Below are 26,335 nucleotides of genomic sequence, written 5' to 3'. Positions count from 1 at the left end.
CGGCCCGGCGCAGGGATGGGAAGAGAGAGCGCACATGCTGAGCCAGAACGTGATCGAGGCCATCGGCCATACACCGCTGGTACGTCTGCGGCTGGGGGCCGACCGGGACGTCCGGGTCTACGCGAAACTCGAGATGAACAACCTGTTCGCGATGAAGGACAGGGTCGCCAAGCAGATCATCACCGAGGCGCGCCAGACGGGCGACCTGGCCGAGGGCGCCCCGATCGTGGAGAGCTCTTCGGGCACGATGGCCCTCGGAGTCGCCTTGGTGGGCACCGCGCTCGGCCATCCGGTGCACATCGTCACCGACCCGCGGATCGACCGTACGACGCTGGCCAAGCTGGAGGCACTGGGCTGCGAGGTGCATGTGGTGTCCGCGATGGACGACCACGGCTGGCAGGGCGCGCGGCTGACCCGGCTGCGGGAGATCATGGACAGCAACCCGGGGGCGTTCTGGCCACGGCAGTACGAGAACCCGCAGAATCCGGCCGCCTACCGGCACCTTGCCCATGAGCTGCTCGCCGACCTCGACACGGTGGACGTCCTGGTCGGCGCCGTGGGCAGCGGCGGCTCGCTGTGCGGCACCTCACGAGTGCTGCGCGAGGCCCTGCCGGAACTGTACGTGGTCGGGGTGGACTGCGTCGGCAGTGTGCTCTTCGGCCAGCCCGACCGGCCCAAGAGGCTGCAGAGCGGGCTGGGCAACAGCCTGCACCCGAAGAACCTCGACCATTCCCTGATCGACGAGGTCCACTGGCTGAACGACCACGAGGCCTTCGGTGCCACCCGCGAACTGGCCCGTGAGGAAAAGCTGTTCGCCGGCAACACCTCGGGGTCGGTGTACCGGGTGCTGGGCGCCATGGCCGAACGGGCCACACCGGGCACGACCGTCGTCGGGATCTTCCCGGACCGCGGGGACCGGTACGCCGACACCGTGCACAGCGACGCGCACTGGGCCGAACAGGATCTCCGGCGCCTGCCCGTGGCCACGGTGCCGCGTCAGGTCCTCGACGGCACGGAGGTGCACAGCTGGTCGTTCCGCCGCAACAGGGCGGACGCGCCGCGGCCGGCGTTGGTCTTCGTGGAGTCCAACACCACCGGCACCGGCATGCTGGCGCTGCGCATCGCGGCGGAGGCCGGTTATGAGCCGGTGCTCGTGACCGGCGACTCCACCCGGTACGGAGGGCTCGCCGAGACCGGTGCGACGGTCGTGGACTGCGACACCAACGACCTGGACGCACTGATCCGGGCGGTGACCAAGGCGTTCGAGTCCGGCTGCATCGCTGGTGTGTCCACGACCAGCGAGTTCTACCTGGTGGCCGCGGCGGCGCTGGCCACCGCCGTGGGGCTGCCGGCGGAGCGTGCCGAGGCGATAGCCGGCTGCCGGGACAAGGGGCGGCTGCGCGAGACCCTGCAGCGGGCCGGGCTCGGGCAGCCGCTCTTCGAGGTGGTCGAGGACGGCCCGTCCGCCGCCGCGGCCGCCGACCGGATCGGAACGCCCTGCGTGGTCAAGCCCGTCGACGACTCCGGCTCGACGCGGGTGCGCCGCTGCGACTCGGCGCAGCAGGCCGCAGAGCTGGCCGAGGAGATCACCGCCCGGACCACCAACGGACGCGGGCAGGCCATGGCGGGCCGGGCCCTGGTCGAGGAGTATCTGGACGCGCCCGAGTACAGCGTGGAGATGTTCGGGGTCGACGGCGAGCACCGGCTGATCGGCATCACCGAGAAGACCGTGACCGGTGCACCCCACTTCGTGGAGTCCCGGCACCTCGTGCCCGCCGAACTGCCCGGCGAGGCGGCGCGGGAGATGACCGAGACGGTGTCGGCCGCACTGGCCGCGACCGGCCTCGGCCGCGGTCCGAGCCACACCGAGGTGAAGCGCACCGCGACCGGCACGGCCGTCGTGGAGATCAACCCGAGGCTCGCGGGCGGCCTCATCCCCGAGCTCTACCGCCTGGCTACCGGTGTCGACCTGCTCGCCGCCCAGGTGGCCCATGCCGGTGGAGGCGAACCGCTGCTGCCCGACGGATTCGCGCGCCACGCCGGCATCCAGTTCATCATGCCCGCCGAGCGCGGCGTGCTGGAGCGGGTGGCCGGGCTGGAGGGGGCCCGGGCGGTCCCGGGCGTGGAGCGCGTGACGGTCACCGCTGCGGCGGGTACGCAGGTCGCCCCGCCCACGGACGCATACGGGCGGATCGGTCACATCGTCGCCGTCGGCGAGAGCCGGGCGGCGGTCGTCGAGGCGCTCGACCGGGCCACGGCACTGGTCAGCGTCGAACTGAGGGACAGGAAGACAGAGCGGCGGCAGTAGGCCGACGAAGCATCTCCGGCGCGAACGGCACCACCGAGGGCCTCGGCACCGCCACCTGTAGCTACTTCTTCGCCAAGCTGGCGGCAACCGCCTGACCTGGAATTTCGCATGCCGAAACGGTCCCCGCCCCCGAAACCGGGGGGCGGGGACCGTGCCGAACGGCCGGATGCCGCGCAACCGCCTCCCGGTGAGGCGTAGATGGCGTGAAGAACGGTTGACGACCACTCTTACGCATGTAAGCTCGGACTTACATGTAGAAGAAACACGCGACGTGAGTAAGGGGCTGGAGACAGTGGAGAAACGCTCGGTCACCGTCAGGGTGGCGAGTTGGAGCGCGGCTCACCCCTGGCGCGCCATCGTCGGCTGGTTCGTCTTCGTCGCGCTGTGCTTAGGAGCGTCGGCCGTCGTCGGGACCCACAGCGCCACCACCGAGGACTACCGGGTCGGCAAGGCCGGGAAGGCGGAGGCGATCGCGACGGAGGGTGGCCTGCAACGCAGGCCGGCCGAGCAGATCGTCATCGACTCCCCGTCCGGCACGCTGAACGTGTCCGCGGCCCGGGCAGCCGCCGCGGACGTCACCACGCGGATGCGGAAACTCCAGGAGGTCGACCGGGTCGAGAAGCCGGTCCTCTCCCGGAACGGCAAGGTCCTCATGGTTCAGGTCGTCATGGCGGGCGAGGAACTCGCCGCGCGCAAGAAGGTCGGCCCGCTGGTCGAGCAGACCGCGGCCGTGCAGAAGGCCCACCCCGAGGTACGCGTGCAGGAGACCGGCAGCCCCTCGATGAGCAAGGGCCTCGACCAGCAGCGCAGTGACGACCTCGCCTTCTCCGAGATGCTCACCCTGCCGGTCACCGTCATCACGCTGATGATCGCGTTCGGCTCGGTGATCGCTGCCGGTGTACCGGTCCTCCTGGCGCTCTCCTCCATCGCCGCCGCCATGGGGCTGTCCGCCGTTGCCTCGCACGTGCTGCCGGACGCCGGCGTCGGCAACAACGTCATCCTGCTGATCGGCCTGGCCGTCGGTGTCGACTACTCGCTCTTCTACCTGAAGCGAGACCGCGAGGAACGGGCCCGGGCCGGCGGCCAGCTCGGTTCCGAGGCCGTCGTGGAACTCGCCGCGGCCACCGCGGGCCGGGCCATCGTGGTCTCCGGATGTGCGGTGATCGTCTCGACCGCGACCCTGTACCTGGCGACCGACGTCATCTTCTCCTCGCTCGCCACCGGCGCCATCATCGTCGTCATGGTCGCCGTGGCCAGTTCGCTGACGGTGCTGCCCGCCCTGCTGGCCAAGCTCGGTGCCCGCGCCGAGCGTCGTACGGCCCGCCGCGCGGCCCAGGGCAAGCGGACACGGGGACACGGTGAGACCAGCAGGGCGTGGAACGCGCTGCTGCGGCCCGCGACCCGGCGCCCCGGGATCACCCTGCTGGTCTCGGTGCTCATCATGCTGGGCCTGGCGGCGCCCGCCCTCGACCTGAAGCTGAGCGTGCTGGGGAAGGACACCTTCTCGCGCAAGATCACAGCCGTACAGACCTACGACCGGCTGACCGCCGCCTTCCCGGAGATGCTCGTCCAGCACCAGGTGGTGGTGCGTGCCGACGCGGACCGCGCACCGCAGGTGGTGAAGGCGATGGAGGACCTGCGCCGGCGGGCCCAGACGGACCCGCTGTTCGCCAAGGACGTCGAGTTCAAGCTGAGCTCCTCCGGCGACCACCGGATCACCAGCCTGATGCTCTCCGTGCCGTTCAAGCCCAGCTCGCCCCAGGCGCTGCAGTCGCTCGACCGCGTCCGCGACGACTACCTGCCCGCCACGGTCGGCAAGGTGCCCGGCGCCGAGGCCTACGTCACCGGCGACATCGCCCGCGACTCCGACTACCTGGACCACCAGAACTCCAAGCTCCCGCTGATCGTCGGACTGCTGTTGCTGGTGACGTTCACCGTGACGGTGCTGGCCTTCCGGTCGGTGGTCATCGGCGTGATCGGCACCCTGCTCAACCTGCTGTCCGCGGCCTCCGCCTTCGGCCTGCTGGTCCTGGTCTTCCAGGGGCACTGGGCGGAGGGCGTCCTCGACTTCCACTCCACCGGATCGATCGGGGCGCGGGTACCCCTGTTCCTGTTCGTCATCCTCTTCGGGCTGTCGATGGACTACCAGGTCTTCGTGGTCAGCAGGATCAGGGAGGCAGTCCTGCGCGGCCTGGACACCCGCAGGGCCGTGATCGAGGGGATCGGCAGCTCCGCGGGTGTGGTGACCAGCGCGGCTGTGGTCATGGTCACCGTGTTCGCCAGCTTCGTCTTCCTCACCCTGGTCGAGATGAAGCAGATGGGCTTCGTCCTCGCCGCCGCGGTCCTGCTCGACGCCTTCATCGTGCGGATCATGATCCTTCCGTCGATCCTGACTTTGCTGGGTGACGCGAGCTGGTGGCCGTCGCGAAGGGCGCGATCGGCACGGCCAAAGCAGACCGGATCAGCTGGTTCCGAAACTGTCACTTCGTATCGCCCGCAGGAGTCGGGGCGCATCTGAGCCACGGCTGTCGATACAGGCAGCCGCGCTGAACGGCCTTCCAATCCCCCGGGAGGGCCAGGTGCTGGGCCGCCCGTACGCTGGGCGGCCCAGCATCGTTTTTGGGCTGGAATCATTCCGGAATGGCTTATTCCTTTCTCATATCTTCGAGGTATGGCGGAGTCGCAAGTTTGATATTTCTCATCCGCGATGGGGCGGACGAGGATGTGGATCAAACGAAGACGGGGGTGTCGAATCGTGGAGATCCATATACTTGGCTCACTTTTGCTCACGCGGGACACGCGGAGCTGGGGCGTGACATCGAAGCGGGTGAGCTCGGTGCTCGCCCTGCTGGCTCTGAGCCCGGGCCAGTCTGTTCCGTTCGACCAGCTCGTGGACGAGCTGTGGGGCGACGACCACATCGCCAACGCGAAGAACGCTCTGCAAGCCAACGTGACCCGGCTGCGCAAGCTCCTGGCGTCTGTGGCCGGGAGGGAGGGCAGGGAACTCGTACGAACCGTCGGCACCGGCTACCTGCTGGACGTCCGACCCGAATCGATCGACGCGCATCACTTCGTGGCCCTCGCGGACGAGGGTGCGGCCCTGCTGGGCCAGGACCCCGCAGCGGCGGCGCAGGTGCTGGAACAGGCGCTGGCCAGGTGGCGGGGCGCGGCCCTGCTGGACGTCAGCGAGGGGTTCCGCTGCCGGGCGGCGTCCGTAAGCCTGGAGGAGCGACGGCTCACTGCGTACGAGGACTGGGTCAGCGCCAAACTGGCGGCCGGTGTGGAAGGCGCGCCGGTGCCGGAGCTGCGTCAGCTGGCCACCGAGCATCCCGGCCGCGAACGCCTCAGTGAACTGCTGATGCTGGCCCTGTACCGTGACGGCCGGCAGACCGAGGCGCTCGACGTGTTCCATCAGGCCCGCAGGCGCCTGGCCGAGGACCTCGGTGTGGAGCCGGGGCGTTCTCTGCACGCGGTGTACCAGGCAATCCTTCACCAGGACGACGCCCTCGGACGTCCCCGCGGCTCCCTGGCCCTCATCGGCTGACCCACCTCTCCGTCCCTCGGAGGTGGTAATTCCGTCGAGCTCCCGTAACCGGCGTGATTCAATTACAGTGATGTAACGTAGATCGGAGCGTGTGCCCCTGCAACGGGGCGGAACGCGCCGTCGTATGTATCCGGGGACTGGGGGCTGGGTCTGCAATGCGCGTCGAGTTACGGCATGCCCGACTCGTAGCCGCCATCGCGAGTGCCGGGAGTATTTCGTCGGCCGCAACCCAGCTCAATCTTCCACAACCCGCCCTCTCTTCCCAACTACGCCGACTGGAGCGTGAGTTCGGAGGGGAACTGTTCGTACGGTCGCACAGCGGCGTGGTGCCCACTCCACTCGGCGAACGGCTGATCCCGATGCTCGTGGACCTGGCCCGGCGCGGTGATGCCGTCATCGCCGAGGTGGCCGCGCAGAGCACGAACACGCTGCGCGTCGGGAACGTGGAGTGGACGCCGCCCACCCTCAAGGACGCGATCGCCACGTGCCTGCCCTCCGCCGAGGTGCAGACCGAGACGGTGGATCCGGCCGACGCGATGAGCGCGGTCGCCGAGGGGCTGCTCAACCTGGCGCTGGTGCCCAGTCCGCCGGGCCGCCAGTCGGCCGACGTCAGAAAGCTGCCCCTCAGCACGGCGGTCGTGGTCCGCGAGCCGGTGTGGCTGGCGGTGCCGCACGGCCACCCGCTGGCCGCGAACGGTCCCGTCGGTACGGCCGAGGTACGTTCCCTCGACTGGGTGCGCTACGCGCGCGGCCACTGGTTCCACGACCACGAGGACGCGGCCTTCGCCGATCTCGTCGAGGTGCAACCCGTGCCCGCGCACCGGGTGCGCGGGCATCACGAGGCGATGAGCTGGGTCCGCGAGGCGGGCGTGGCCGCGCTGACCGTTCCCACCGGTGCCACCAAGGACGTCAGTCTCGTCCCGGTCGCCGACGCCCACATCTGCGAGCTGCTCCTGGTGTGGCGCACGGGGTCGCTGAGCCGGGCGACCGTGGCGACCCTGGTGGAGAACGTACGTCGCTACTACTGCGAGTACGCCCGTACCATCCCGCGCTTCTGGTCGTGGATGGTCGCCCACCCCGAGAACTTCCGCGAGGTCGAGCGCTACCTGACGAACCCTCACGAGGACGTGCCCGGTTCGGATTGAGAGGCCTGCCGACTCCCCGCGCAGCCACGTCAGTTCGCGGTCAGTGGCCTGTCAGCCGCTTGCTCCAGCATCGTCTGCATGACTACTGCAGCCACCAGCGCCGAACGGCGTGCCCAGATCAAGGGCATCATCTGCGACATCCTCGAGATCGAGCCGTCCGACATGACCGGCACCAGCCGGTTCAAGGAGGACCACGAGGCCGACTCGATGGGCGCCATCGAGATCCTCTCCAACCTTGAGCGGACGTACGGGATCGACCTCGACCAGAGCGTGCTGCCCCGCATGGTCAATCTCGACGCCGTGGTCACCGTCGTCGACGAGGCCGTGGCCGCCAAGTAGCAGGTGCTGCCCGGCCGGGCCCGCCCGGGTCGGGCGTGAGGGACTGGAGTGCAGGGTGAACGACAACGATCAGTGGCCGCGCCAGGTGGTGATCACCGGACTCGGCCTGGTCACCAGCATCGGCCTCGGAGCCGAGGAGTTCCTGGCCGGCCTGCGGGCCGGCCGCAGCGGGGCCAAGCCCATCACGGCCTTCGACACCAGTGGTTTCGCCCACTCCTACGGGTGCGAGGTCGCGGACTTCGACCCGGCGGAGTGGATCCGTACGTTCCAACCGGAGGAACTCGGCCGGGCGACCCAGTTCTCCGTGGCGGCGGCCAACATGGCCGTCGCCGACGCGGGGATCGGCGCGGAGGAACTCCGCGGCCGGCGGACCATGGTGTCGGTCGGCACCACGGACGCGGAGTCCCGCGACCTCGACCTGCTGGTCGGTGAACAGCTCGACAAGGGCCCGGAGCACCTCACCCCGGGGATCGCCCGACGGGCCCACGCGAGCAGGCTGTCCACGAGCATCGTCCGCGAACTCGGGCTGACCGACGTCGAGGCCCTGACCATCCCCACCGCCTGCGCGGCCGGCAACTACGCGATCGGCAGCGGCTACGACGCGATCCGGGCCGGCGACGTCGATGTGGCGCTCTGCGGGGGAGCCGACGCGGTGTGCCGCAAGACCTTCGCCGGCTTCTACCGGCTGGGCACCATCGCTCCCGAGGTGTGCCAGCCCTTCGACCGGGACCGCAAGGGCATCCTCACCGGCGAGGGCGCCGGCATCCTCATGATGGAGAGCCTGGAGTCCGCCCGGGCACGCGGCGCCCGTATCTACGCCGAGGTCCTCGGATACGGGCTCACCTGCGACGCCCACCATCCCGTCGCGCCCGACCAGGACAGCCTCGCCCGCTGCATGGCACTGGCCCACCGCAACGCCGGGATCACCGAGGCGGACGTCGACTTCATCTCGGCCCACGGCACCGGTACCAAGGCCAACGACGTGACCGAGGCGGGCGCCATCCGCCAGGTCTTCGACACTCCGCCGCCCACCGTGTCCATCAAGTCGATGGTCGGGCACAGCATGGGTGCGGCCAGTGCCCTCGGCTCGGCCGCCTGTGCCCTGGCCATCGCCGAGGGCTTCATCCCGCCCACCATCAACCACCGGGAGACCGACCCGGAATGCGGGCTGGACTGTGTGCCCAACAAGGCGCGTCCCGCTGAGCTGACCGTCGTGCAGAACAACGCGCTCGCCTTCGCGGGCAACAACGCCGTGCTCATCCTGGGCCGGCACCGGGAGGCCGCCTGATGTCCGCGCTGGTCTTCTCCACCTGGTCGGCGGTGTCCCCGTACGGCGTGGGCAGCGAGCCCTTCCGTACCGGCATCCAGGCCGGCCGCAGCGCGATCGGCGCACTCGACCGGGCGGCCTTCCCAGGACCGTTCACCGAGGGCGCGCTCGTGCCGGACTTCAACGCCGCCGATCACATCGGCCGCAAGGGCACCCGCACCATGGACCGGGTCACCGGCATCGCGGTGACCGCCGTGGGACTGCTGCTGGCCGACGGCGGACCGGAGCTGACGTCCCGGCCCGAGGAGACCGGGCTGGTGCTGGGCACCGGCTCGGGCAGTGTGCAGAGCATCATGGACTTCACCCGCGACTCACTCGTGGGGGAGCGCCCCTACCACGTCGACCCGGCGCGCTTCCCGAACACGGTGATGAACCGGGCCGCCGGGCAGAGCGCGATCTGGCACGGCATCAAAGGGCCGAACACCACCATCGCCGGCGGCCGCCTGACCGGCCTGACCGCGCTGAGCTACGCCGCCCGGCTGCATCGTGGCGGCCACTGCGCGCGGGTGCTGTGCGGGGCGGCCGAGGAGTACTCCGAGCAGCGGGCCTGGCTGGAGTGGCACGGCCGGGACGGCGATGACCGGACGTCCCCACTGGGCGAGGGCGGCGCGGTGTTCCTGCTGGAGACCGCAGAGGACGCGCGGGCGGCCGGCCGGCGGGTGCGAGCCCGCCTGCTGACCACCCGGTTCCGCGCCTTCGCCGAACCGTCCGACGCCCGCGCGGCCTTGGCGGAGTGCGTACGCGACGCCTTGAAGCAGGCCGGCGCGCGGGCCGGGGAGGTGCGCGTGGTGGCCCCGGCCGAGACGGGCGGGCACCTGGCCGGCACCGAGGAGGCCGCGATCGGGGACGTCCTCGGCTCGGCCGGGCCCCGCTTGCTGGGCAGCCGCGCGCTGCTGGGCGACACCTCTGCGGCCACCGCCGGCCTGCAGCTCGCGGCGGTGCTGTCGCTGCTCGACGACGAGGAGACCCCACCCGGCGCACTCGCCCTCGTGACGGCGGTCGACCGGGACGGCACGGCCGGCTGTGCGCTGCTCGCCGCCGCGACGAACGAGGAGAGCTGAGTGGAGACGAACGCCCGCAGGGTGGCGCTGGTGACCGGGGGTTCCCGGGGCATCGGACGGCATGTGGTCACCGCACTCGCGCGGGACGGCTTCGACGTCGCGTTCTGCTACCGGTCCGACGAGGAGGCGGCCCGGTCGGTCGCCCAGGAGGCCGAGAAGGAGGGCGCGGGTGTGTTCACCGCCCGCGTCGACGTCGCCGACGCCCGCGCCGTACGGGACTTCGTCCGCGGCGCGGAGGACACGCTCGGCCCGCTGCACGCGGCGGTCTCGTGCGCCGGCATCGTCCGGGACAACCCCTTGGTGATGATGTCCGAGGACGACTGGGACGCCGTCCTGCGCACCAACCTGGACGGCACCTACCACCTGTGCAAGGCGGCCGTCTTCGCCATGATGAAGCGCCGGGCGGGCACCGTCGTCACGATGTCGTCCGTGGCGGGGGTGTACGGCAACGCGACGCAGACCAACTACTCCGCGTCCAAGGCCGGGATCATCGGCTTCAGCAAGGCGCTGGCCAAGGAGTCCGGGCGCTACGGCGTGCGCGTCAACGCCGTGGCGCCGGGCTTCATCGACACCGACATGCTGTCCGGGCTGGCGCCGGAGCACACCCGGAAGATGACCGAGCGCATTCCGCTCGGCCGCCTCGGCCACCCCCGGGAGGTGGCCGACCTGGTGTCGTTCCTGGTCTCCGACCGCGCCGCCTACATCACCGGACAGGTCTTCGGCGTCGACGGCGGCCTCGTCGTCTGACCCGCTAAGGAGCAGCATGCCCAAGAACAAGACCCCGCGCTTCTACTTCTCACTGCGCAGCCCGTACTCCTGGCTCGCCTACCAGGAACTGACGGAACACCACAAAGACCTCGTGGAGCGGCTGGAATGGCTGCCGTTCTTCGAACCGGACGAGACCAGCGCGCGGATGCTGCGAGAACGCGGCGGACGGTTCCCGTACTCGGAGATGTCGCGGGAGAAGAACCGGTACATCCTCCAGGACGTCGGCCGGATCACCAAGGCACGCGGCATCACCGTGAACTGGCCCGTGGACATCGAGCCGGTCTGGGAGGTTCCGCACTTGGGCTATCTGGTGGCGGCCCGGGAGGGCCGGGGGCACGACTACATCGCCGCGGTCTACCGGACCCGGTTCGGCGAGGGGCGCAACGTCTGCGACCCGGCGACCATCGCGGACATCGGCCGCGAGCTGGGGATCCACCCCGAGGTGATCTCCCGCGCCCACGAAGACCCCGAACTGCGGGAGCGGGGTGCGGACATCCTGATGGAGGTCTGTACGGACGGCGTCTTCGGAGTGCCGTTCTTCGTCAAGGGTTTCACCCGTTTCTGGGGGCTCGACCGGCTCGACGCCTTCGTGGAACACGTGCGTACCGGGGTGGCCTCCGCGGCGTCCCTGGCACCCGCCACCGCCGGCGCGGTGGGCGTCGGCCGCTCGGCCGACGACGGCCACGCGGGCGGCTGCGGCTGACCGGGCCGCTCGTGGGCCCTGCCGGGTCGTGTCCCGGCCTGCCCACGGCACGCCACAGGGGCGTGGCGAACCGTCAGTTCCTGGTCAGTGCGCTGTCAGCGCGCTCGACCACCATCGATCACGACGCTGCCCTGCCCGCTCCGGACAGCCGGACGGGGCAGCGCTTCATGCATGGTCCCAAGCCCTTGAGCGTCCAGCGCCGATCGCGCTGCGCCGGCCGGGACGGCCGCATGGACCTGGTGAACCTTTCCGAGGGGATTGCAATGACGCGTGTGCCGACGACCGGCCTGCCGCTCACCGCTGGCCAGAAGGACATCTGGTTCGACGAGAAGCTCACCGGCGGCGGTGCCACGTACAACACCGCGATCTACTGGGACATCAAGGGCCCGCTGGACCGTGAGCGGTTCACGGCGGCGCTGGCCCGGCTCGCCGAGGAGTCGGAGTGCCTGCGCACCCGCTTCTTCGAGGTCGACGGCGAGCCCCGCCAGGTCGTCGAGGACCTCGCCGAGCTGCCGTTGACCGTCACCGACGTCAGCGGCGCCGCCGACCCCGTGGCCGCCGCGAACGAAGCCATCCGGGCCGACCTGCGGGTTCCCTTCACGGTCGGCGGTGACACGCCCCTGTTCCGGTTCAGCGTGTTCACGCTCGCCGCGGACCGCACGATCTTCTGCCTGCTCAACCATCACCTGGCGTCCGACGGCTTCAGCTACGTCATCTACTGGCAGCGGCTGTCTGCCATCTACGAGGCGATGACTGCGGGCACCTCGCTCGACGAGGGGCGCTTCGCCCCGCTGAGCGCGCTGATCGAGGCGGAGGCCGCCTACGCCGATTCCCCGCGCCAGGACCGCGACCGGGCCTATTGGCAGGATCACTTTGCCGACGCCCCCGAACCGGTGACCCTGGCCCGTCGGGACGCCGAGCCGGCCCAGTCGTTCCTGCGCGAGGGGACCGTCCTCGCCGACGACCTGGCCCAGCGGCTGCGGGCGGTTGCCTGGGACGCCCGGGTGACCTGGCAGACCGTGCTGGTCGCCGCGCTCGGTGCCTACACCCAGCGGATGACCGGGACGGACGACGTCATGCTGTCGCTGCCGGTCACCGCCCGCGTGGGCGGCGCTCTGCAGAACATCCCCGGCATGGTCGTCAACTATCTGCCGCTGCGGCTGCGGATCGGGCCGCGAACGACCCGCGGCGAGTTGCTCGCCGCCGCGCACAAGGAGATCACCGGGGCCCTCAAGCACCAGCGCTACCGTGTCAGCAGGGTGCGCCGTGGAATGGGGCTGGCCAGCGACGACCGGCGCCCGTTCGGCCCGTTCCTCAACATGATGCCGCAGATCGAGAAGCTGACCATCGGGCCGTGCGAGGCCGTCCTGCAGAGCCCTTCGACCGGTCTGGTGGACGACCTGGAGTTCACGGTCGCCGACAAGGGCACGGCCGGCGTCGGCGTCGACCTCAGCGCCAACGAGAGCCGCTACGACCGCGACGAGGCCCGTGACCACCTGCAGCGCTTCATCGCCTGGCTCGACCGGTTCGTGACCCTCGGCGCCGACGACCGGCTCGGCGCCCTGGACCTGCTGGCGCCCGGTGAGCAGACGCGGCTCACACGGGTGCTCACCGGCCCCGAGCGGCCCGAACCGTACCTCGGTGTCGTCGAGCGGGTACGTGCCCGGGCCGCCGAGCGCCCGGACGCCGTGGCCGTGACCGACGACGCGGGCAGCCTGACCTACGCCCGGCTGGCCGGCCGGGCGGGCGCGCTCTCCCGACGGCTCACCGGATCCGGACCGGTGGCCCTGCTGGTCGAGCCCGGACGGGACTTCGTCGTCGCCGAGCTGGGTGTGCTGGGCTCCGGCCGCGCCTTCCTGCCGCTCGACGCGCGCTCGCCGCACGCCCGGCTGACCGCGCTGCTCGCCGACAGCTCGGCCACCTGCCTGGTGGCCGACGCGGACAACCGGCAACTGGCGGAGCGACTGGTGGCGGAGGCCGGCCACCAGCTCGACCTGCTGGTCCTGGACGGCGCCGAGGACGCACCGGAGGACCTCCCGCCGGTCGTCGGCGGTCCCCAGGACCTGGCGTACGTCATCTTCACCTCCGGCTCCACGGGCAAGCCCAAGGGCGCGATGGTGCAGCGCGGCGGCATGATCAACCACCTGCTCGCCAAGGTCGAGGAACTCTCCCTGACCCGAGCGGACAGCCTGGTGCACAACGCGCCGGTGACCTTCGACATCACGGTGTGGCAGACCCTGACCACCCTGCTGGTCGGTGGGCGGATCCGGGTGGTGAGCCGGGAGACCGCGGCCGACCCGGACGCGCTGTTCGGCGTCATCGGGGACGAGGACCTGACCACTCTGGAGGTGGTCCCCTCCCTGCTGCGCGCCACGCTTGACGCGTGGGACACCACCGGCAGCGCCCCGAAGCTGCCCGGCCTGCGCTGGATGATCTCCAACGGAGAGGCACTCGCCCCCGAGCTGTGCGACCGCTGGTTCGCCCGCTACCCGGCGATCCCGCTGGTCAACATGTACGGTCCGACCGAGTGCTCGGACGATGTGACGCACGCCTACGTCCGCCAGGGCGACCTCCTCGACGGGGCGTACGTCCCGATCGGCCGGCCGCTGCGCAACACCCGGCTGTACGTGCTGGGCGACGAACTGCGGCCGGTGCCGCAGGGGGTGCCGGGCGAACTCTTCATCGGTGGCGCCGGTGTCGGCCGCGGCTACCTCGCCGACCCGGGCCGTACGGCCACCACCTTCGTGCCCGACCCGTTCGTGGGCCGGGGCGCGCGCATGTACCGCACCGGCGACCGGGTGGTGCTGCGCGCCGACGGGCAACTGGACTTCATCGAGCGCCGTGACCACCAGGTCAAGATCCGCGGCCACCGGATCGAGCTGGGCGAGGTCGAAGCGGCGCTGCGCGCACTGCCGGGCGTCTCCGACGTGGTGGTCACCGCGAGCGCCGACCAGGTCGGCCAGAAGCGGCTCATCGGCTACTACGTGCCCGAGCAGCCCGCCCCGAGCGCCGACGCGGTCCGTGACGGACTCGCCGGCGTCCTGCCCGGCTACATGGTTCCGGCCGCCCTCGTCGCCCTGGACCGGCTGCCGTTGACGGCGCACGGCAAGGTGGACCGCAAGGCCCTGCCCGCCCCCGACTTCGCCGCGCCGACCGCAGCAGTGGCCGGCGCCGCGTCCGAGGCTCCGCGCAACCCCACGGAGCAGCTCGTCGCCCAGGTGCTGGCCGAGGTGCTCGGGTTGCCCTCGGTCGGCCCGAACGACAGCTTCTTCGCCCTCGGAGGCGACAGCATCAGCTCGATCCAGGTGGTCAGCCGGGCCCGTAAGGCCGGGCTGGTCATCACCTCCCGCGACGTCTTCCTGCACCGCACGCCGGCCGCCATCGCCGCAGCCGCGCAGCCCGTGGAGGACAAGGCCCCGACGGCCGCCCAGGACGGCGTCGGTGAGATCGAGCCCACCCCGATCGTCGACCAGCTCCGCGAGGAGCTCGCCGAACATCCCGACGCCGCACGGGAGTTCAGCCAATACGTGACGCTCACGGTTCCGGCCGGAACCGACATGGAGCAGCTCACGACCGCCGTACAGGCGCTGCTGGACACCCATGACACGCTGCGGACGCGGCTGTCCGTCCCGGCCCCTGGGCTCTGGTCCCTGGAGACGCTGCCCGTCGGCGCCGTGTCCGCCTCGGACACCGTCACGCGGGTCGACGTCTGCGGTGCCGACGAGGATCCGCTGCCCGGCCAACTCGTCGCCGCGCGTGGCCGGTTGCGGCCCGAGGACGGGCTGATGGTGCAGACCGTGCTCCTCGACGCGGGCCCGGACCGGCCGGGCCGCCTGCTGATCGTGATCCACCACCTGGCCGTCGACGGGGTCTCCTGGCGCATCCTGCTGCCCGACCTGGAGGCTGTGTGGAACCAGCTGACGCAGGGCCGACCGGTGCGGCTCGAACCGGTCGCCACCTCCTACCGCGGCTGGGCCCAGGCCCTTTCACAGGAGGCCCGCACCGCCCGGCGCGCGGCTGAACTGGCCTGGTGGTCCGAGCAGTCGGGCGCTGACGAGCCGGTGCTCGGCACCCGTGCCCTCGACCCGGTCCGGGACACCCACGCGACCGCCGGAGAGGTCACGATCGAGCTGACCGTCGAGCAGACCGCCGAGCTCCTCACCTCCGTGCCGGCGGTCTTCCACGCGGAAGTCGACGACGTCCTGCTGACCGGCCTGGCGCTGGCGATCGCCGACCGGCGCCGACGGCACGGTGCCTCCGCCACCCGGACGGTCGTCGAGCTGGAGGGACACGGCCGCGAACTGATCCCCGGTGAGCCCGACCTCTCCCGCACCGTCGGCTGGTTCACCAGTGTGTACCCGGTCGCCCTGGACCTCGGCGACCTCGACTGGAACGAGGTCGCGGCCGCCGGCGAGAGCTGCGGCAGGGCGCTCAAGCGCGTCAAGGAACAGCTGCGCGCGGTGCCGGGGCACGGCCTCGGCCACGGCCTGCTGCGGCACATCAACCCGCAGACCGCCCGCGTGCTGTCCCGGCAGCCCGTGCCGCAGCTCGGCTTCAACTACCTGGGCCGCTTCACCGCCGGCACGGGAGAGGCCTGGCAGATGGAGTCCGGGGCTTGCGGCCAGAGCGCCCACCCGGACACCCCGCTGCGCCACCCCGTCGAGGTCGTCGCGGTCACCGAGGACCGCCCCGGGGGACCGGTGCTCTCGGCGACCTGGACGTACGCCAGCGGGCTGCTCTCGGAAGAGGACGTCCGGGAGCTCGCCGAGGGCTGGTTCCGCTCGCTGCGCCTGCTCGCCGAACACGCCCGGCGCCCGGGGGCGGGCGGCCGTACCCCCTCCGAGTTCCCGCTGGTGACCGTCGGCCAGGACGAGATCGAGGCCTACGAGCGCGAGGTCGAGGAACTGACGGACATCCTGCCGCTGTCGCCGCTGCAGCGCGGGCTGCTGTTCCAGGCGGAGTTCGACCGGCACGGGATGGACGCCTACACCCTCCAGGTCCTCATGGACATCCAGGGTCCGCTGGACAAGGCCGCGCTGCGCCGGGCGGTGGCGGCTCTGCTGGAGCGCAACGACGTCCTGCGGGCCTGCTTCCGCGACCGGGACGCCGGCGACCCCGTGCAGGTGATCCCCGGAACCGTCGAGGTGCCCTGGTACGAGGTCGACCTGACCGAGATCCCTGCCGACGGCAGAGAACACGAGACGATCCGGCTGACCGACGAGGAGTGGCTGCGCCGGTTCGACGTGGCCGAGGCCCCGCTGACCCGGTTCACCGTCTACACCCTGGCGCCGGACCGGTACCGGGTGGTGTGGACCGCCCACCACATCCTGGTGGACGGCTGGTCCCTGTCGGCAGTCCTCGCCCACGAGCTGGTCACGCTGTGGTCCAACGGCGCGGACACCTCGGCACTGCCACCGGTCGCCTCGGTGCGCGGCTACCTGGAGTGGGCAGGCGCACAGGACAAGGAGGCCGCGCGGACGGCGTGGCGGCAGGAACTGGCCGGAGTGGCGGAGCCCACCCGGCTCGGCCCCGCCGACCGTGACCGGGTCGACTCGCTGCCCGGGACCTGGAGCGTGGAACTGCCCGAGGACCTGACGCAGGCGCTGACCTCGTGGGCCCATGCGCGCGGCCTGACGATGAACACCGTCATGCAGGGCGCCTGGGCGGTGGCCCTGGGCCGGCTGACCGGCCGCCAGGACGTCACCTTCGGCGCCGTTGTCTCCGGACGCCCCGCCGAACTGCCGGGCGTGGAGCAGATGGTGGGCTCGTTCATGCACACGCTGCCCGTGCGGGTGCCCCTGGCCCCGGGGACCACCTTCGAGGAGATGCTGACCGACCTCCAGTCGCGTCAGCTCACCCTCGAACCGCACCAGCACCTGGGCCTGGCCGAGGTGCAGCAACTCGCCGGGGTGGGCGAGCTCTTCGACACGGTGGTGAGCTTCCACAACTACCCGACCGGTGTACTCGACCGCATCGGCGAGCACGTTCCCGGACTGTCGATGCTCGACTGGCAGGCCCGGGTGATCGCCGAGTACCCGCTGGCGCTCGGCGTGTTCCCCGGCGACCGCCTGCGGCTGGAGGCCCAGTACCGCTCCGACGTCTTCGACGTCCGGGGCGTCGGGGCGATCGTGGACCGCCTCGTGCACGTCCTCCGTGCGCTGGTCGCCGCTCCCGGCGCACGGCTGGGCAGCGTGGACGCACTGGGCGACGAGGAGCGCCGCCTCCTGCTCGGTGACTGGGCCGGCCACGCGGCGCCGGTCGCGTCCCGCCCCGCGACCGAGGTCTTCGAGGAACACGCCGCCCGGACGCCGCAGGCCGTCGCGGTCGTCGACGGCGACGACGAACTCACCTACGCGGAACTCGACTCCCGCGCCAACCGGCTGGCCCGCCTGCTCATCGACCGCGGCGTCGGCCCCGAGGACCTGGTCGCGGTGACCCTGCCGCGCTCGGCCACGATGGTGGTGGCCGCGCTCGCGGTCCTCAAGGCGGGCGCCGGCTACCTGCCGGTCGACTCCGCGTACCCCGCCGACCGCATCGGGTACATGCTTCAGGACGCCCGCCCGGTGGCCGTACTCACCACGGAGGAGATCGCGGCCGGCCTCCCCGGCACACCGGCGGCCGTCGTCACCGTCAGCACCGACGGAACGCCCGGCGACCTCGCGCGCTACGCCGACCACGACGTCGTCGACGGCGAGCGCCGCGCTCCGCTGGACGCCCGCCATCTCGCCTACGTCATCTACACCTCCGGCTCCACCGGACGGCCCAAGGGCGTCGCCGTGGCGCACCAGGGCCTGCTGGCGATGGTCTCCAGCCTGGTCGAGCGCTTCGGGCTGGACAGCAACACCCGGGTGCTCCAGTTCGCCTCGTTCAGCTTCGACGCGTCGGTCTGGGAGATCATGCTGGCGCTGCTCAACGGCGGCACGCTGGTGATCGCCGACGAGGAGTGCCGCACACCTGGCCGGCCCCTGGTCGACCTCATCAACAAGGCCCGTGTCAACCTGGCGGGTCTGCCGCCGGTGGTGGTCGGCGGACTGCCCGAGGGCAGCACCCTGCCCGCCGATCTGCGCCTCGCGGTCGCCGGCGAGGCCGTGCCCGCCGAGGTCGTCGAACGCTGGGCGGCGAGCGTACGGCTGTACAACGGGTACGGCCCGACCGAGGCCGTGGTCAGCTCGACGGTGGCCGGCCCGCTGTCCGGGACCGGCCGGCCGCCCATCGGCCGTCCGACCTCCGCGCACCGTGTCTATGTCCTGGACCGCGACCTGGCGCCGACCGCGGTCGGCGTGACCGGCGAGCTGTATGTCTCCGGCGGACTCGCCCGCGGCTATCTGCGTCGGCCGGACCTCACCGCCCAGCGGTTCGTCGCCGACCCGTACGGTGCTCCCGGCGAGCGGATGTACCGCACCGGCGACCTGGTGCGCCGGCTGGACGACGGCCAACTGGACTACGTCGGCCGGGCCGACGACCAGGTCCAGCTGCGCGGCTTCCGGATCGAGCTCGGCGAGATCTCCTCGGTGCTGCTGGCCCAGGAGGGCGTGGCCCAGGCCGCGGTCACCGTGCGCGAGGACGAGAGCGGGGACCGGCGGCTGGTGGCGTACGTCGTCCTCACCGACGAGAACGCCGTCGCCGAGGGGCTGCGCGAGCGGGTGGCCGGCGAACTGCCCGACTACATGGTCCCCTCCGCGGTCGTGGCCCTGCCCGAGCTGCCGCTGACTCCCCAGGGCAAGCTCGACCGCAAGGCGCTGCCCGCGCCGAGCGCGCACACCGCGGCACAGGGACGTGAGCCCCGCAACCCCGTCGAGGACATCCTCCGCAGTCTGTTCGCCGACGTGCTCGGCCTGGACCGGGTCACCATCGACGACGACTTCTTCGACATCGGGGGCCACTCGCTGCTGGCGACCCGGCTGGTCAGCCGGGCCCGTACGGCGCTGGGCGTGGAACTGCCCATCCGCGCCCTGTTCGAGGCGCGCACGGTGGCCGCCCTGGCCGGGCAGCTGGACACCGCCGACGCGGCCCGCCCCACCCTGGCACCGGCCCCCGCGGACGCCGACCGACCGCTGTCCTTCGCCCAGCAGCGGCTCTGGTTCCTCAACCGCCGCGAGGGGCGCGCCACCGGCACCTACAACTCGCCGATGACCTTCCGGCTCACCGGGCGGCTGAACGCCGAGGCCCTGCGGGCCGCATTGCGGGACGTGGCGGCCCGGCACGAGGTGCTGCGCACCGTGATCCCGGAGACCGACGGCATGCCGTCGCTGCGGGTGCTGGACGCCGACGACGGTGCTCCGGAGCTGAAGGTCCGGGCCCTGCCGGAGGACGGTCTGGCCGCCGCCCTCGACGCCGAGTACGACCTCGGCTTCGACCTGACCTGCGAAACGCCGCTGCGGGTACGGCTGTTCAGCCTCGGCAAGGACGAGCACGTGCTGCTGCTGGTCTTCCACCACATCGCCTTCGACGGCTGGTCGATGGCACCGCTGCTGGGCGACCTGTCGGCCGCCTACCGGGCGCGGTGCGCCGGCGGAGCCCCCGGCTGGGCGCCGCTCCCGGTGCAGTACGCGGACTACGCGGTCTGGGAACGGCAGCTGCTCGGCTCCGCTGACGACCCCGACAGCCATCTCTCCCGGCAGCTGGAGTACTGGAAGCAGACGCTGGCCGGACTGCCCGACGAACTGGCCCTGCCCGCGGACCTCCCGCGGCCGGCGGTGAGCGGGAACTCCGGCGGCGAGGTCATGTTCGAACTCGACGCCGAGCTCTACGCCGCCCTGGTGGCCATCGCCCGCCGGGCCGGCGCCACCGAGTTCATGGTGCTCCAGGCCGCGTTCGCCGCCCTGCTCACCCGGCTCGGCGCCGGGACCGACATCCCGCTCGGCACCTCGGTGGCCGGGCGCACCGACGACGCGCTCGGCGACCTGGTCGGCTTCTTCGTCAACTCCCTGGTACTGCGCACCGACACCGCGGGCGACCCGGCCTTCACCGAACTGCTGGCCCGGGTCCGCGAGACCGACCTGGCCGCCTACTCCCATCAGGACGTGCCTTTCGAGCAGATCGTGGACGCCCTCAACCCGCCGCGCTCGCTGGCCCGGCACCCGCTGTTCCAGGTCATGCTGACGCTCCAGAACAACGAGGACGCACCGCTGGTGCTGCCCGGTCTGACGGTGCGCCCCGCCTTCGTCGAGTCCGGCCGGATCAAGGTCGACCTCGCCCTGCAGTTGCTGGAGTGGCCCGAGGACGGCTCCATGCGGGGCTTGCTCGGCTACAGCACCGACCTGTTCACCCGGGCCACCGCCGAGCGCCTCGTGGCCGGCTTCGTACGGCTGCTGCGCGCGGTGGCCGCCGACCCCGGCGTCCGGCTGAGCCGGCTGGACGTGCTGGGCGAGGACGAACGCGCCCAGGTGCTCACCGCGTGGAACGACACCGCCCGGGAGGTGCCCGACACCACCCTGCCCGAGCTGTTCGCCGCGCAGGCCGCGCGCACCCCTGACGCCACCGCGGTGCTCGCCGAGTCGGGCACCCTCACCTACGCGGAGCTCGACGCCCGCTCCAACCAACTGGCCCGGCATCTGATCGAGGCCGGTGCCGGCCCGGAGAAGGTCGTGGCGCTCGCCCTGCCCCGGTCGCCGGAGGCGGTCGTCGCGGTGCTCGGTGTCCTGAAGTCCGGTGCCGGCTACCTGCCCGTCGAGGCCGACGAACCCGTCGAGCGGATCAAGCGGATGTTCGCCGAGGCCGCGCCGCTCAGGGTGGTCACCACCGGTGGCCTCGCCCGGCGGATGCTGGCCACCGGGACGACCCCGGTGGTGGTGGACGGGCCCGCGGTGAAGGCCACGTCAGCGGCGGCGGTCACCGACACCGACCGTCCGAACCCGCTGCGCCCGGCCCATCCCGCCTACGTCATCCACACCGCCGGCGCGGGCGGCCGCCCCAGGGGCGTCGTCGTCGAGCACCGCGCGGTGGTCAACTACCTGACGTGGGCCCGGGAGACGTACCACCGCGCCGGCGACGACGCGCTGCTGCCCACTCCGCTGTCCTTCGACGTCTCGGTCACTGGACTGTTCCTGCCGCTGGTCACCGGCGGCACGGTGCGCCTGGCCGAACTCGCCGAGGACGACGCCACGACGCGCGGCGGAGCCGCGTTCCTCAAGGGCACCCCGAGCCACCTGGCGCTGCTGGGCGCGCTGCCCGACGGCTGCTCGCCGAGCGGCGAACTGGTCCTCGCCGACGAGCCCGTGCAGGCCGAGCGGCTGGACGAGTGGCGCGCGGCCCACCCGCGGGTACGGGTGGTGACCGAGTTCGGTCCGACGGAGGCCACGGTCGGCGCGCTCTCCCGGATCGTCGAGCCCGGCGAGGAGACCGGCACCGGAGTCCTGCCACTGGGCCGGCCGATCGGCAACGTACGGGCGTACGTCCTGGACCCCTGGCTGGGACCGGTCGGCCCCGGCGTGCCCGGCGAGCTGTACCTCGCCGGCGACGGCCTGGCCCGCGGTTACGCCGGCAGCCCCGCGGCGACCGCCGAACGCTTCGTGCCCTGCCCCTACGGCCCGCCCGGCGCCCGGATGTTCCGCACCGGCGACCTGGTGAAGTGGGGCGCGGACGGTGACCTGAGGCACGTGGGCCGCTCGGACGACCAGGTGCGGGTGCGCGGCTTCCGGGTCGCCCTGCGCGAGATCGAAGAGGTACTGGCGTCGCAGGCGGCGGTGGACCGGGTGGCGGTGGTGGCCCGTGAGGACCGTTCAGGCGACGTCCGGCTGGTGGCGTACGTCGTACCCGCCGAAGGGGCAGCGGTGGACACCGACGCCCTGGCCAAGGCCGCGGGTTCGGCGCTCGCCGCCTACATGGTGCCGTCCGCGTTCGTGGTGCTCGACGCCCTGCCGCTCACCGCGGACGGCCGGGTGGACCGGGCCGCGCTGCCCGCCCCGGAAGAGGCGAGGGACACGGCCGGGACCGCCCCGCGCGACGAGACCGAGTCTGTCCTGCACGACATCGTCACCGAGGTGCTGGGGCTGGCCCGGATCGGGGTCGAGCAGAGCGTCTTCGACGTCGGCATGGACAGCATGAAGTCGCTGCTGCTGGTCAGCCGGGCCCGCAAGGCCGGGCTCGACGTCACCGTCGCCGATGTCTTCGTGCACCAGAGCGTGGCCGAACTCGCCGAGGTCTGCCGTGGCGGCCCGGTCGAGGCCGCCACCGGATCGGAGCACCGCAGCGGCGCGGAGCTGATGTCGCAGGCGCTCGCCGCCCCGGCAACGCCCGACATGGCCGATCCGTTCAGCGCGATGCTGTGCATCAGGCCGACCGGCAGCCTGCCCCCGGTGTTCTGCGTGCACAGCGGCGTCGGCTTCAGCCTGCCGTATCTGCCGCTCGCCCGGCACATCGGCGCCGAGCACCCGATCTATGGCATCCAGGCGCCCTGCGTGGTGGACTTCGCGCCGCTGCCCGGGTCGGTCGAGGAGATCGCCGGCGACTACATCCGGATGATCAAAAAGGTTCGGCCCGAGGGTCCGTACCACCTGCTCGGCTGGTCGTTCGGCGGCACCATCGTCTACGAGATGGCCGTCCAGCTGCGGGCAGCCGGCGAGGAGGTCGGCGTGCTCTCCGTCCTCGACGCCTATCCGCGCACCGGGGTGCCGGACGACCGCGAGGAACAGTCGCTCTACGCCTGGCTGCTGGAGGGCATCGGACACCATCGCTCCGAGTTCGGCGACCGGGACCTGACCGTCCAGGACATCTTCGAGACCCTGCGCCGCGACGACAGCCCGCTGGCGCGGATGGGGGCGCGGCGGATGGCGGCGATGGTCGACCTGATGAGCCATCACCAGACGCTGAAGTCCCGGTACGCCCCAGGGCGTTACGAGGGGAAGATGCAGCTCTTCGTCTCCGAGTCGGCGCTCTCCGACGGCGAGCAGGCCGACAAGGTGGGGCTGTGGAAGCCCGTCTTCGACGGGCCGATGGACGTCCACCACCTCGCCTGCACCCACGACGAGATGATGAGCCACGGACCACTCCAGGAGATCGGCCCGGCCGTCACCGCCGAACTGGCCCGCTGGCACGCCAAGAACGCCGGGCGGCAGTCATGACGGCCGCCGCCACCCGGCCCGCTCCCGTGGCGGCGCTCGTCACCGAGATCTCCGCGGTGACCGGCCGCCGCCTGCGGCACCTGCGGCGGGCGCCCGCCCGGGTGCTGGGCGTGGCGCTCAGCCCACTGGTGAGCATGGTAATGCTCGGCTACTTGTTCCGGGACTCCATCACACTGCCGGGTGGAGGCACCTACGGGGAGTACGTCTTCGCCGGCGGAGCCGTCCAGGTGGCCCTCGCCTGTGTGGGGCCCACCGCCATCTCCGTGGCGCTGGATCTGCACGGCGGTATGACCGACCGGTTCCGTTCGCTGCCGATCAGCCGCTCCGCGGTGCTCTTCGGACACACCCTCGCCGACCTCCTGGTGGGTCTGCTGGGGCTGGCCGTCGTCACCGGCGCCGGGCTGCTGCTCGGCTGGCGCCCGCACACCGGGCCGTGGTCCGTGCTCGCCGGCTTCGCACTGATCGGCGCGTTCATCTACGGGATGCTGTGGCTGGGCGTGCTGTTCGCGCTGACCCTGCGCAACGTGGAGACGATCAGCGTGATCACGCCCTTCGTGGTGATCGTGCTGCCCTTCCTGTCCAACGCGTTCCTGGCCTCGCAGAACATCCCGTCCCTGATCCGGCCGGTCGCGGAGTGGAATCCGGTGAGCGCCGTGATCGCCTGCTGCCGCCGGCTGTGGGGCAACCCCGCGAGCACCGGCGGCACCTTCCCCGCCGACCACCCCTGGGTGGTGGTCGCGGTGTCCCTGGGCCTGCTTCTCGCCCTGTGCTCACTGGTGAGCCTCCGCCGCTACCGCACCGCGGGCGCCTGACCCCTGGAGAGAGACAGCACATGACCACCCCACCACGGCAGACCGTGGACGACCTGGCCACGGTGGACCTCACCGATCCGCAGACCTTCCTCGACGTGGACCTGCCGGACATGTGGCGCAGGTTCCGCTCGGAGCAGCCCGTCTTCTGGCACCGGGCCACCGAACACGGTCCCGGCTTCTGGGTGATCTCCACCTACGACGACGTTGTCACCGTCTACCGCGACAACAAGCGGTTCACCTCCGAGCGGGGCAACGTCCTGGCGACCCTGCTCCAGGGCGAGGACTCCGCCTCGCGCAAGATGCTCGCCGTCACCGACGGCGTGCGGCACCGCGAGATCCGCAACCTGATGCTCAGGTCCTTCTCGCCCCGGGCGCTGGAGCCCGTGGTCGAGGGCGTACACCGGCGCACCCGGGCCCTCGTCGCCGAGGCCCTCGCCCACGGTGAGCTGGACTTCGTCACCGACGTGGCCGACCACATCCCCATCAACACCATCGGCGACCTCATGGACGTCCCGCAGGAGGACCGTGAGCAACTCGTCGCCTGGAACACCAGGACGCTCTCCCGGCACAGCGCCGACGACAGCGAGATGGAGGAGTGGCTCGCCCGCAACGAGATCCTCATGTACTTCTCCGACCTGGCGGCCAGGCGCCGGCGACACCCCGGCGACGACGTGATCAGCGCCCTCGCCACGGCCACCGTCGACGGCGAACCGCTGACCGAGGACGAGATCGTCTTCAACTGCTACAGCCTGATCCTGGGCGGCGACGAGTCCAGCCGGATGTCCTCGGTGGGCGGCCTGATAGCCCTGGCCGAGCACCCCGAGCAGTGGCGCGCGCTGAAGTCCGGCGCGGTCAGCGTCGACAGCGCCACCGAGGAGGTGCTGCGCTGGACCACCCCCGCCATGCACTTCGGCCGCCGCGCCCTGGTGGACGTACCGCTGCGTGACCAGACCGTCCGGGCCGGTGACGTGGTCAGCCTGTGGAACAGCTCGGCGAACCTGGACGAGACGGTCTTCACCCACCCGGACGTCTTCGACCTGGCCCGGACTCCCAACAAGCACGTCGCCTTCGGCCACGGTCCGCACTTCTGCCTCGGGGCCTTCCTCGGCCGCGTCCATGTGAACGCGATGCTCGACGCGCTGCGCAGCCAGGTCGCCGGCATCAGTCTCCAGGGCCCGCCCGAGCGGCTCTTCTCCAACTTCGTCTACGGCTACAGCGGCCTGCCGGTCTCCCTGACCGCCGAGCGGGCGGCCGAAGGGAGCGCCGTATGAACAGCGGCACGGATATCGGCGTCGGCGCGATCCACTGCCTGCTGCCCGACACCAGGGTGGCCGTCGAGGACCTCCCCGAGTTCGCGATGCTGGACACCGCCTCGGCGGACTTCGCCCGGGGCAGCGGTGTGCGGACCGTCGGGGTCTTCGACGAGAACGAGCAGGCGCCGCTCGCCGCGCAGGCCTGCCGGGAATTGTTCGAGGCACATCCGGGGGAGCCGGACGTCCTGCTGCTGGTGGCGCCGCGGGCACCGGACGTCCTGCTGGGCTCGGACGTCTGCCGGGTGCAGAGCGAGGCGAAACTGAACTCCGCCTACCCCCTCACCATCGAGGGGCTGGGCTGCACCGGGTCCAGCACCGCCTGGGCCCTCGCCAGGGATCTGCTGGTCGCGGACCCGCGCCGCGAGCAGATCGTCATCACCCACGCCAGCCGCCCCACCGGGGTCGACCGGATCCGGTTCCCCGTCACCGTCGTCGGCGACGGCGCGTTCGCCATGACCATGGTCCGTGGCGGGAGGCCGGTGCTGCGGGCCCACCGTGAGCAGGCGGACGGCAGCTTCCACGACCTGTTCCGCGTCGAGTACAAGGAAACCCCCTGGTACGAGTGGCGTGAGGTGTGCCAGGACCTGTCGCGCTACCGCTTCCAGCTCGCCACTCTCAGCTCGCGCCGGCTCGGCGCGATGGTGGACCAGGTGCTCGCGGACGCCGGGGTGGACCGGGACCGGGTCAAAGCCACGTTGATGCAGAACGTCACCGCCTCCGCCTACGACTTCTACACCTCTCTGCTCGGCCTGCCGATCCACCCCGTGTGCGGCCGGCACCTCGCCGAGTACGGCCATCTGGGCGCCGCCGACGTGGTGCTGAACATGGACTCCCTGCTGGCGAGCGGCGAACTGGACCAGGGCGACCTGGTGCTCGTCCTCAACAACAGCCAGGTGGCCGCCTGGGCGGTGACCTTGTGGGAGGTGTGAGCCGCCCACCGCTTCGGACCTCGC

At 71.6% G+C, this 26,335-nt stretch carries 13 protein-coding genes; all 13 read left to right on the top strand.

Annotated elements, in window-relative coordinates:
* Positions 1-34: 34 nt before the first annotated feature.
* The 13 genes from LQ326_RS15710 to LQ326_RS15650 all read left to right on the top strand — a co-directional run bounded on the left by LQ326_RS15710 (position 35) and on the right by LQ326_RS15650 (position 26,311).
* Positions 35-2,308 carry a pyridoxal-phosphate dependent enzyme gene (locus LQ326_RS15710; RefSeq protein ID WP_234536992.1) on the top strand — a complete coding sequence of 758 codons (2,274 nt, stop codon included), beginning with the start codon at positions 35-37 and terminating at the stop codon, positions 2,306-2,308.
* A gap of 271 nt (positions 2,309-2,579) precedes the next feature.
* Positions 2,580-4,826 carry an MMPL family transporter gene (locus LQ326_RS15705; protein WP_234536990.1) on the top strand — a complete coding sequence of 749 codons (2,247 nt, stop codon included), beginning with the start codon at positions 2,580-2,582 and terminating at the stop codon, positions 4,824-4,826.
* A 294-nt stretch (positions 4,827-5,120) separates the two neighbouring features.
* Positions 5,121-5,852 carry an AfsR/SARP family transcriptional regulator gene (locus LQ326_RS15700; protein WP_234536988.1) on the top strand — a complete coding sequence of 244 codons (732 nt, stop codon included), beginning with the start codon at positions 5,121-5,123 and terminating at the stop codon, positions 5,850-5,852.
* A 155-nt stretch (positions 5,853-6,007) separates the two neighbouring features.
* Positions 6,008-6,997 carry a LysR family transcriptional regulator gene (locus LQ326_RS15695; RefSeq protein ID WP_234536986.1) on the top strand — a complete coding sequence of 330 codons (990 nt, stop codon included), beginning with the start codon at positions 6,008-6,010 and terminating at the stop codon, positions 6,995-6,997.
* 78 nt (positions 6,998-7,075) lie between these two features.
* Positions 7,076-7,336 (top strand): acyl carrier protein, encoded by a 261-nt coding sequence (locus LQ326_RS15690; RefSeq protein ID WP_234536984.1) that lies wholly within the window; start codon positions 7,076-7,078, stop codon positions 7,334-7,336.
* A 55-nt stretch (positions 7,337-7,391) separates the two neighbouring features.
* Positions 7,392-8,624 (top strand): beta-ketoacyl-[acyl-carrier-protein] synthase family protein, encoded by a 1,233-nt coding sequence (locus tag LQ326_RS15685; protein ID WP_234536981.1) that lies wholly within the window; start codon positions 7,392-7,394, stop codon positions 8,622-8,624.
* On the top strand, positions 8,624-9,724 hold the full coding sequence (locus tag LQ326_RS15680; RefSeq protein ID WP_234536978.1) for a beta-ketoacyl synthase N-terminal-like domain-containing protein: 1,101 nt from the start codon (positions 8,624-8,626) through the stop codon (positions 9,722-9,724). Before LQ326_RS15685 ends, LQ326_RS15680 begins: the two co-directional genes overlap by 1 nt.
* Positions 9,725-10,471: a 3-oxoacyl-ACP reductase FabG gene (fabG, locus tag LQ326_RS15675; RefSeq protein WP_234536976.1), complete on the top strand. Its 747-nt coding sequence runs from the start codon at positions 9,725-9,727 to the stop codon at positions 10,469-10,471.
* 16 nt (positions 10,472-10,487) lie between these two features.
* The gene (locus tag LQ326_RS15670) at positions 10,488-11,195 is read left to right on the top strand and encodes a 2-hydroxychromene-2-carboxylate isomerase (protein WP_234536974.1); all 708 of its coding nucleotides are present in this window, start codon (positions 10,488-10,490) and stop codon (positions 11,193-11,195) included.
* Positions 11,196-11,458: 263 nt separating this feature from the next.
* Positions 11,459-23,257, top strand: a complete 11,799-nt coding sequence (locus LQ326_RS15665) for an amino acid adenylation domain-containing protein (RefSeq protein WP_234536972.1) — start codon at positions 11,459-11,461, stop codon at positions 23,255-23,257.
* Positions 23,254-24,069, top strand: coding sequence for an ABC transporter permease (locus tag LQ326_RS15660; RefSeq protein WP_234536970.1), 816 nt, complete (start codon positions 23,254-23,256; stop codon positions 24,067-24,069). The genes LQ326_RS15665 and LQ326_RS15660 overlap by 4 nt, the downstream gene beginning before the upstream one ends.
* A gap of 20 nt (positions 24,070-24,089) precedes the next feature.
* Positions 24,090-25,340 (top strand): cytochrome P450, encoded by a 1,251-nt coding sequence (locus tag LQ326_RS15655; protein WP_234536968.1) that lies wholly within the window; start codon positions 24,090-24,092, stop codon positions 25,338-25,340.
* A complete protein-coding gene (locus LQ326_RS15650) occupies positions 25,337-26,311 on the top strand; it encodes a 3-oxoacyl-[acyl-carrier-protein] synthase III C-terminal domain-containing protein (protein WP_234536966.1) in 975 nt (324 codons plus the stop codon). Before LQ326_RS15655 ends, LQ326_RS15650 begins: the two co-directional genes overlap by 4 nt.
* The last annotated feature ends 24 nt before the right edge of the window (positions 26,312-26,335 follow it).

This window comes from Streptomyces shenzhenensis (assembly GCF_021462265.1).
GTDB classification, from domain to species: Bacteria; Actinomycetota; Actinomycetes; order Streptomycetales; family Streptomycetaceae; genus Streptomyces; species Streptomyces shenzhenensis.
The sequence above is the reverse complement of the archived record's forward strand: the minus strand, read 5'-3'. Positions and strand labels throughout refer to the sequence as shown.

Coding starts and splice junctions, on each gene's coding strand:
- LQ326_RS15650 (WP_234536966.1), top strand. CDS start 25,337: ATGAACAGCGGCACGGATATCGGCGTCGGCGCGATCCACTGCCTGCTG.
- LQ326_RS15655 (WP_234536968.1), top strand. CDS start 24,090: ATGACCACCCCACCACGGCAGACCGTGGACGACCTGGCCACGGTGGAC.
- LQ326_RS15710 (WP_234536992.1), top strand. CDS start 35: ATGCTGAGCCAGAACGTGATCGAGGCCATCGGCCATACACCGCTGGTA.
- LQ326_RS15665 (WP_234536972.1), top strand. CDS start 11,459: ATGACGCGTGTGCCGACGACCGGCCTGCCGCTCACCGCTGGCCAGAAG.
- LQ326_RS15695 (WP_234536986.1), top strand. CDS start 6,008: ATGCGCGTCGAGTTACGGCATGCCCGACTCGTAGCCGCCATCGCGAGT.
- LQ326_RS15690 (WP_234536984.1), top strand. CDS start 7,076: ATGACTACTGCAGCCACCAGCGCCGAACGGCGTGCCCAGATCAAGGGC.
- LQ326_RS15670 (WP_234536974.1), top strand. CDS start 10,488: ATGCCCAAGAACAAGACCCCGCGCTTCTACTTCTCACTGCGCAGCCCG.
- LQ326_RS15660 (WP_234536970.1), top strand. CDS start 23,254: ATGACGGCCGCCGCCACCCGGCCCGCTCCCGTGGCGGCGCTCGTCACC.
- LQ326_RS15680 (WP_234536978.1), top strand. CDS start 8,624: ATGTCCGCGCTGGTCTTCTCCACCTGGTCGGCGGTGTCCCCGTACGGC.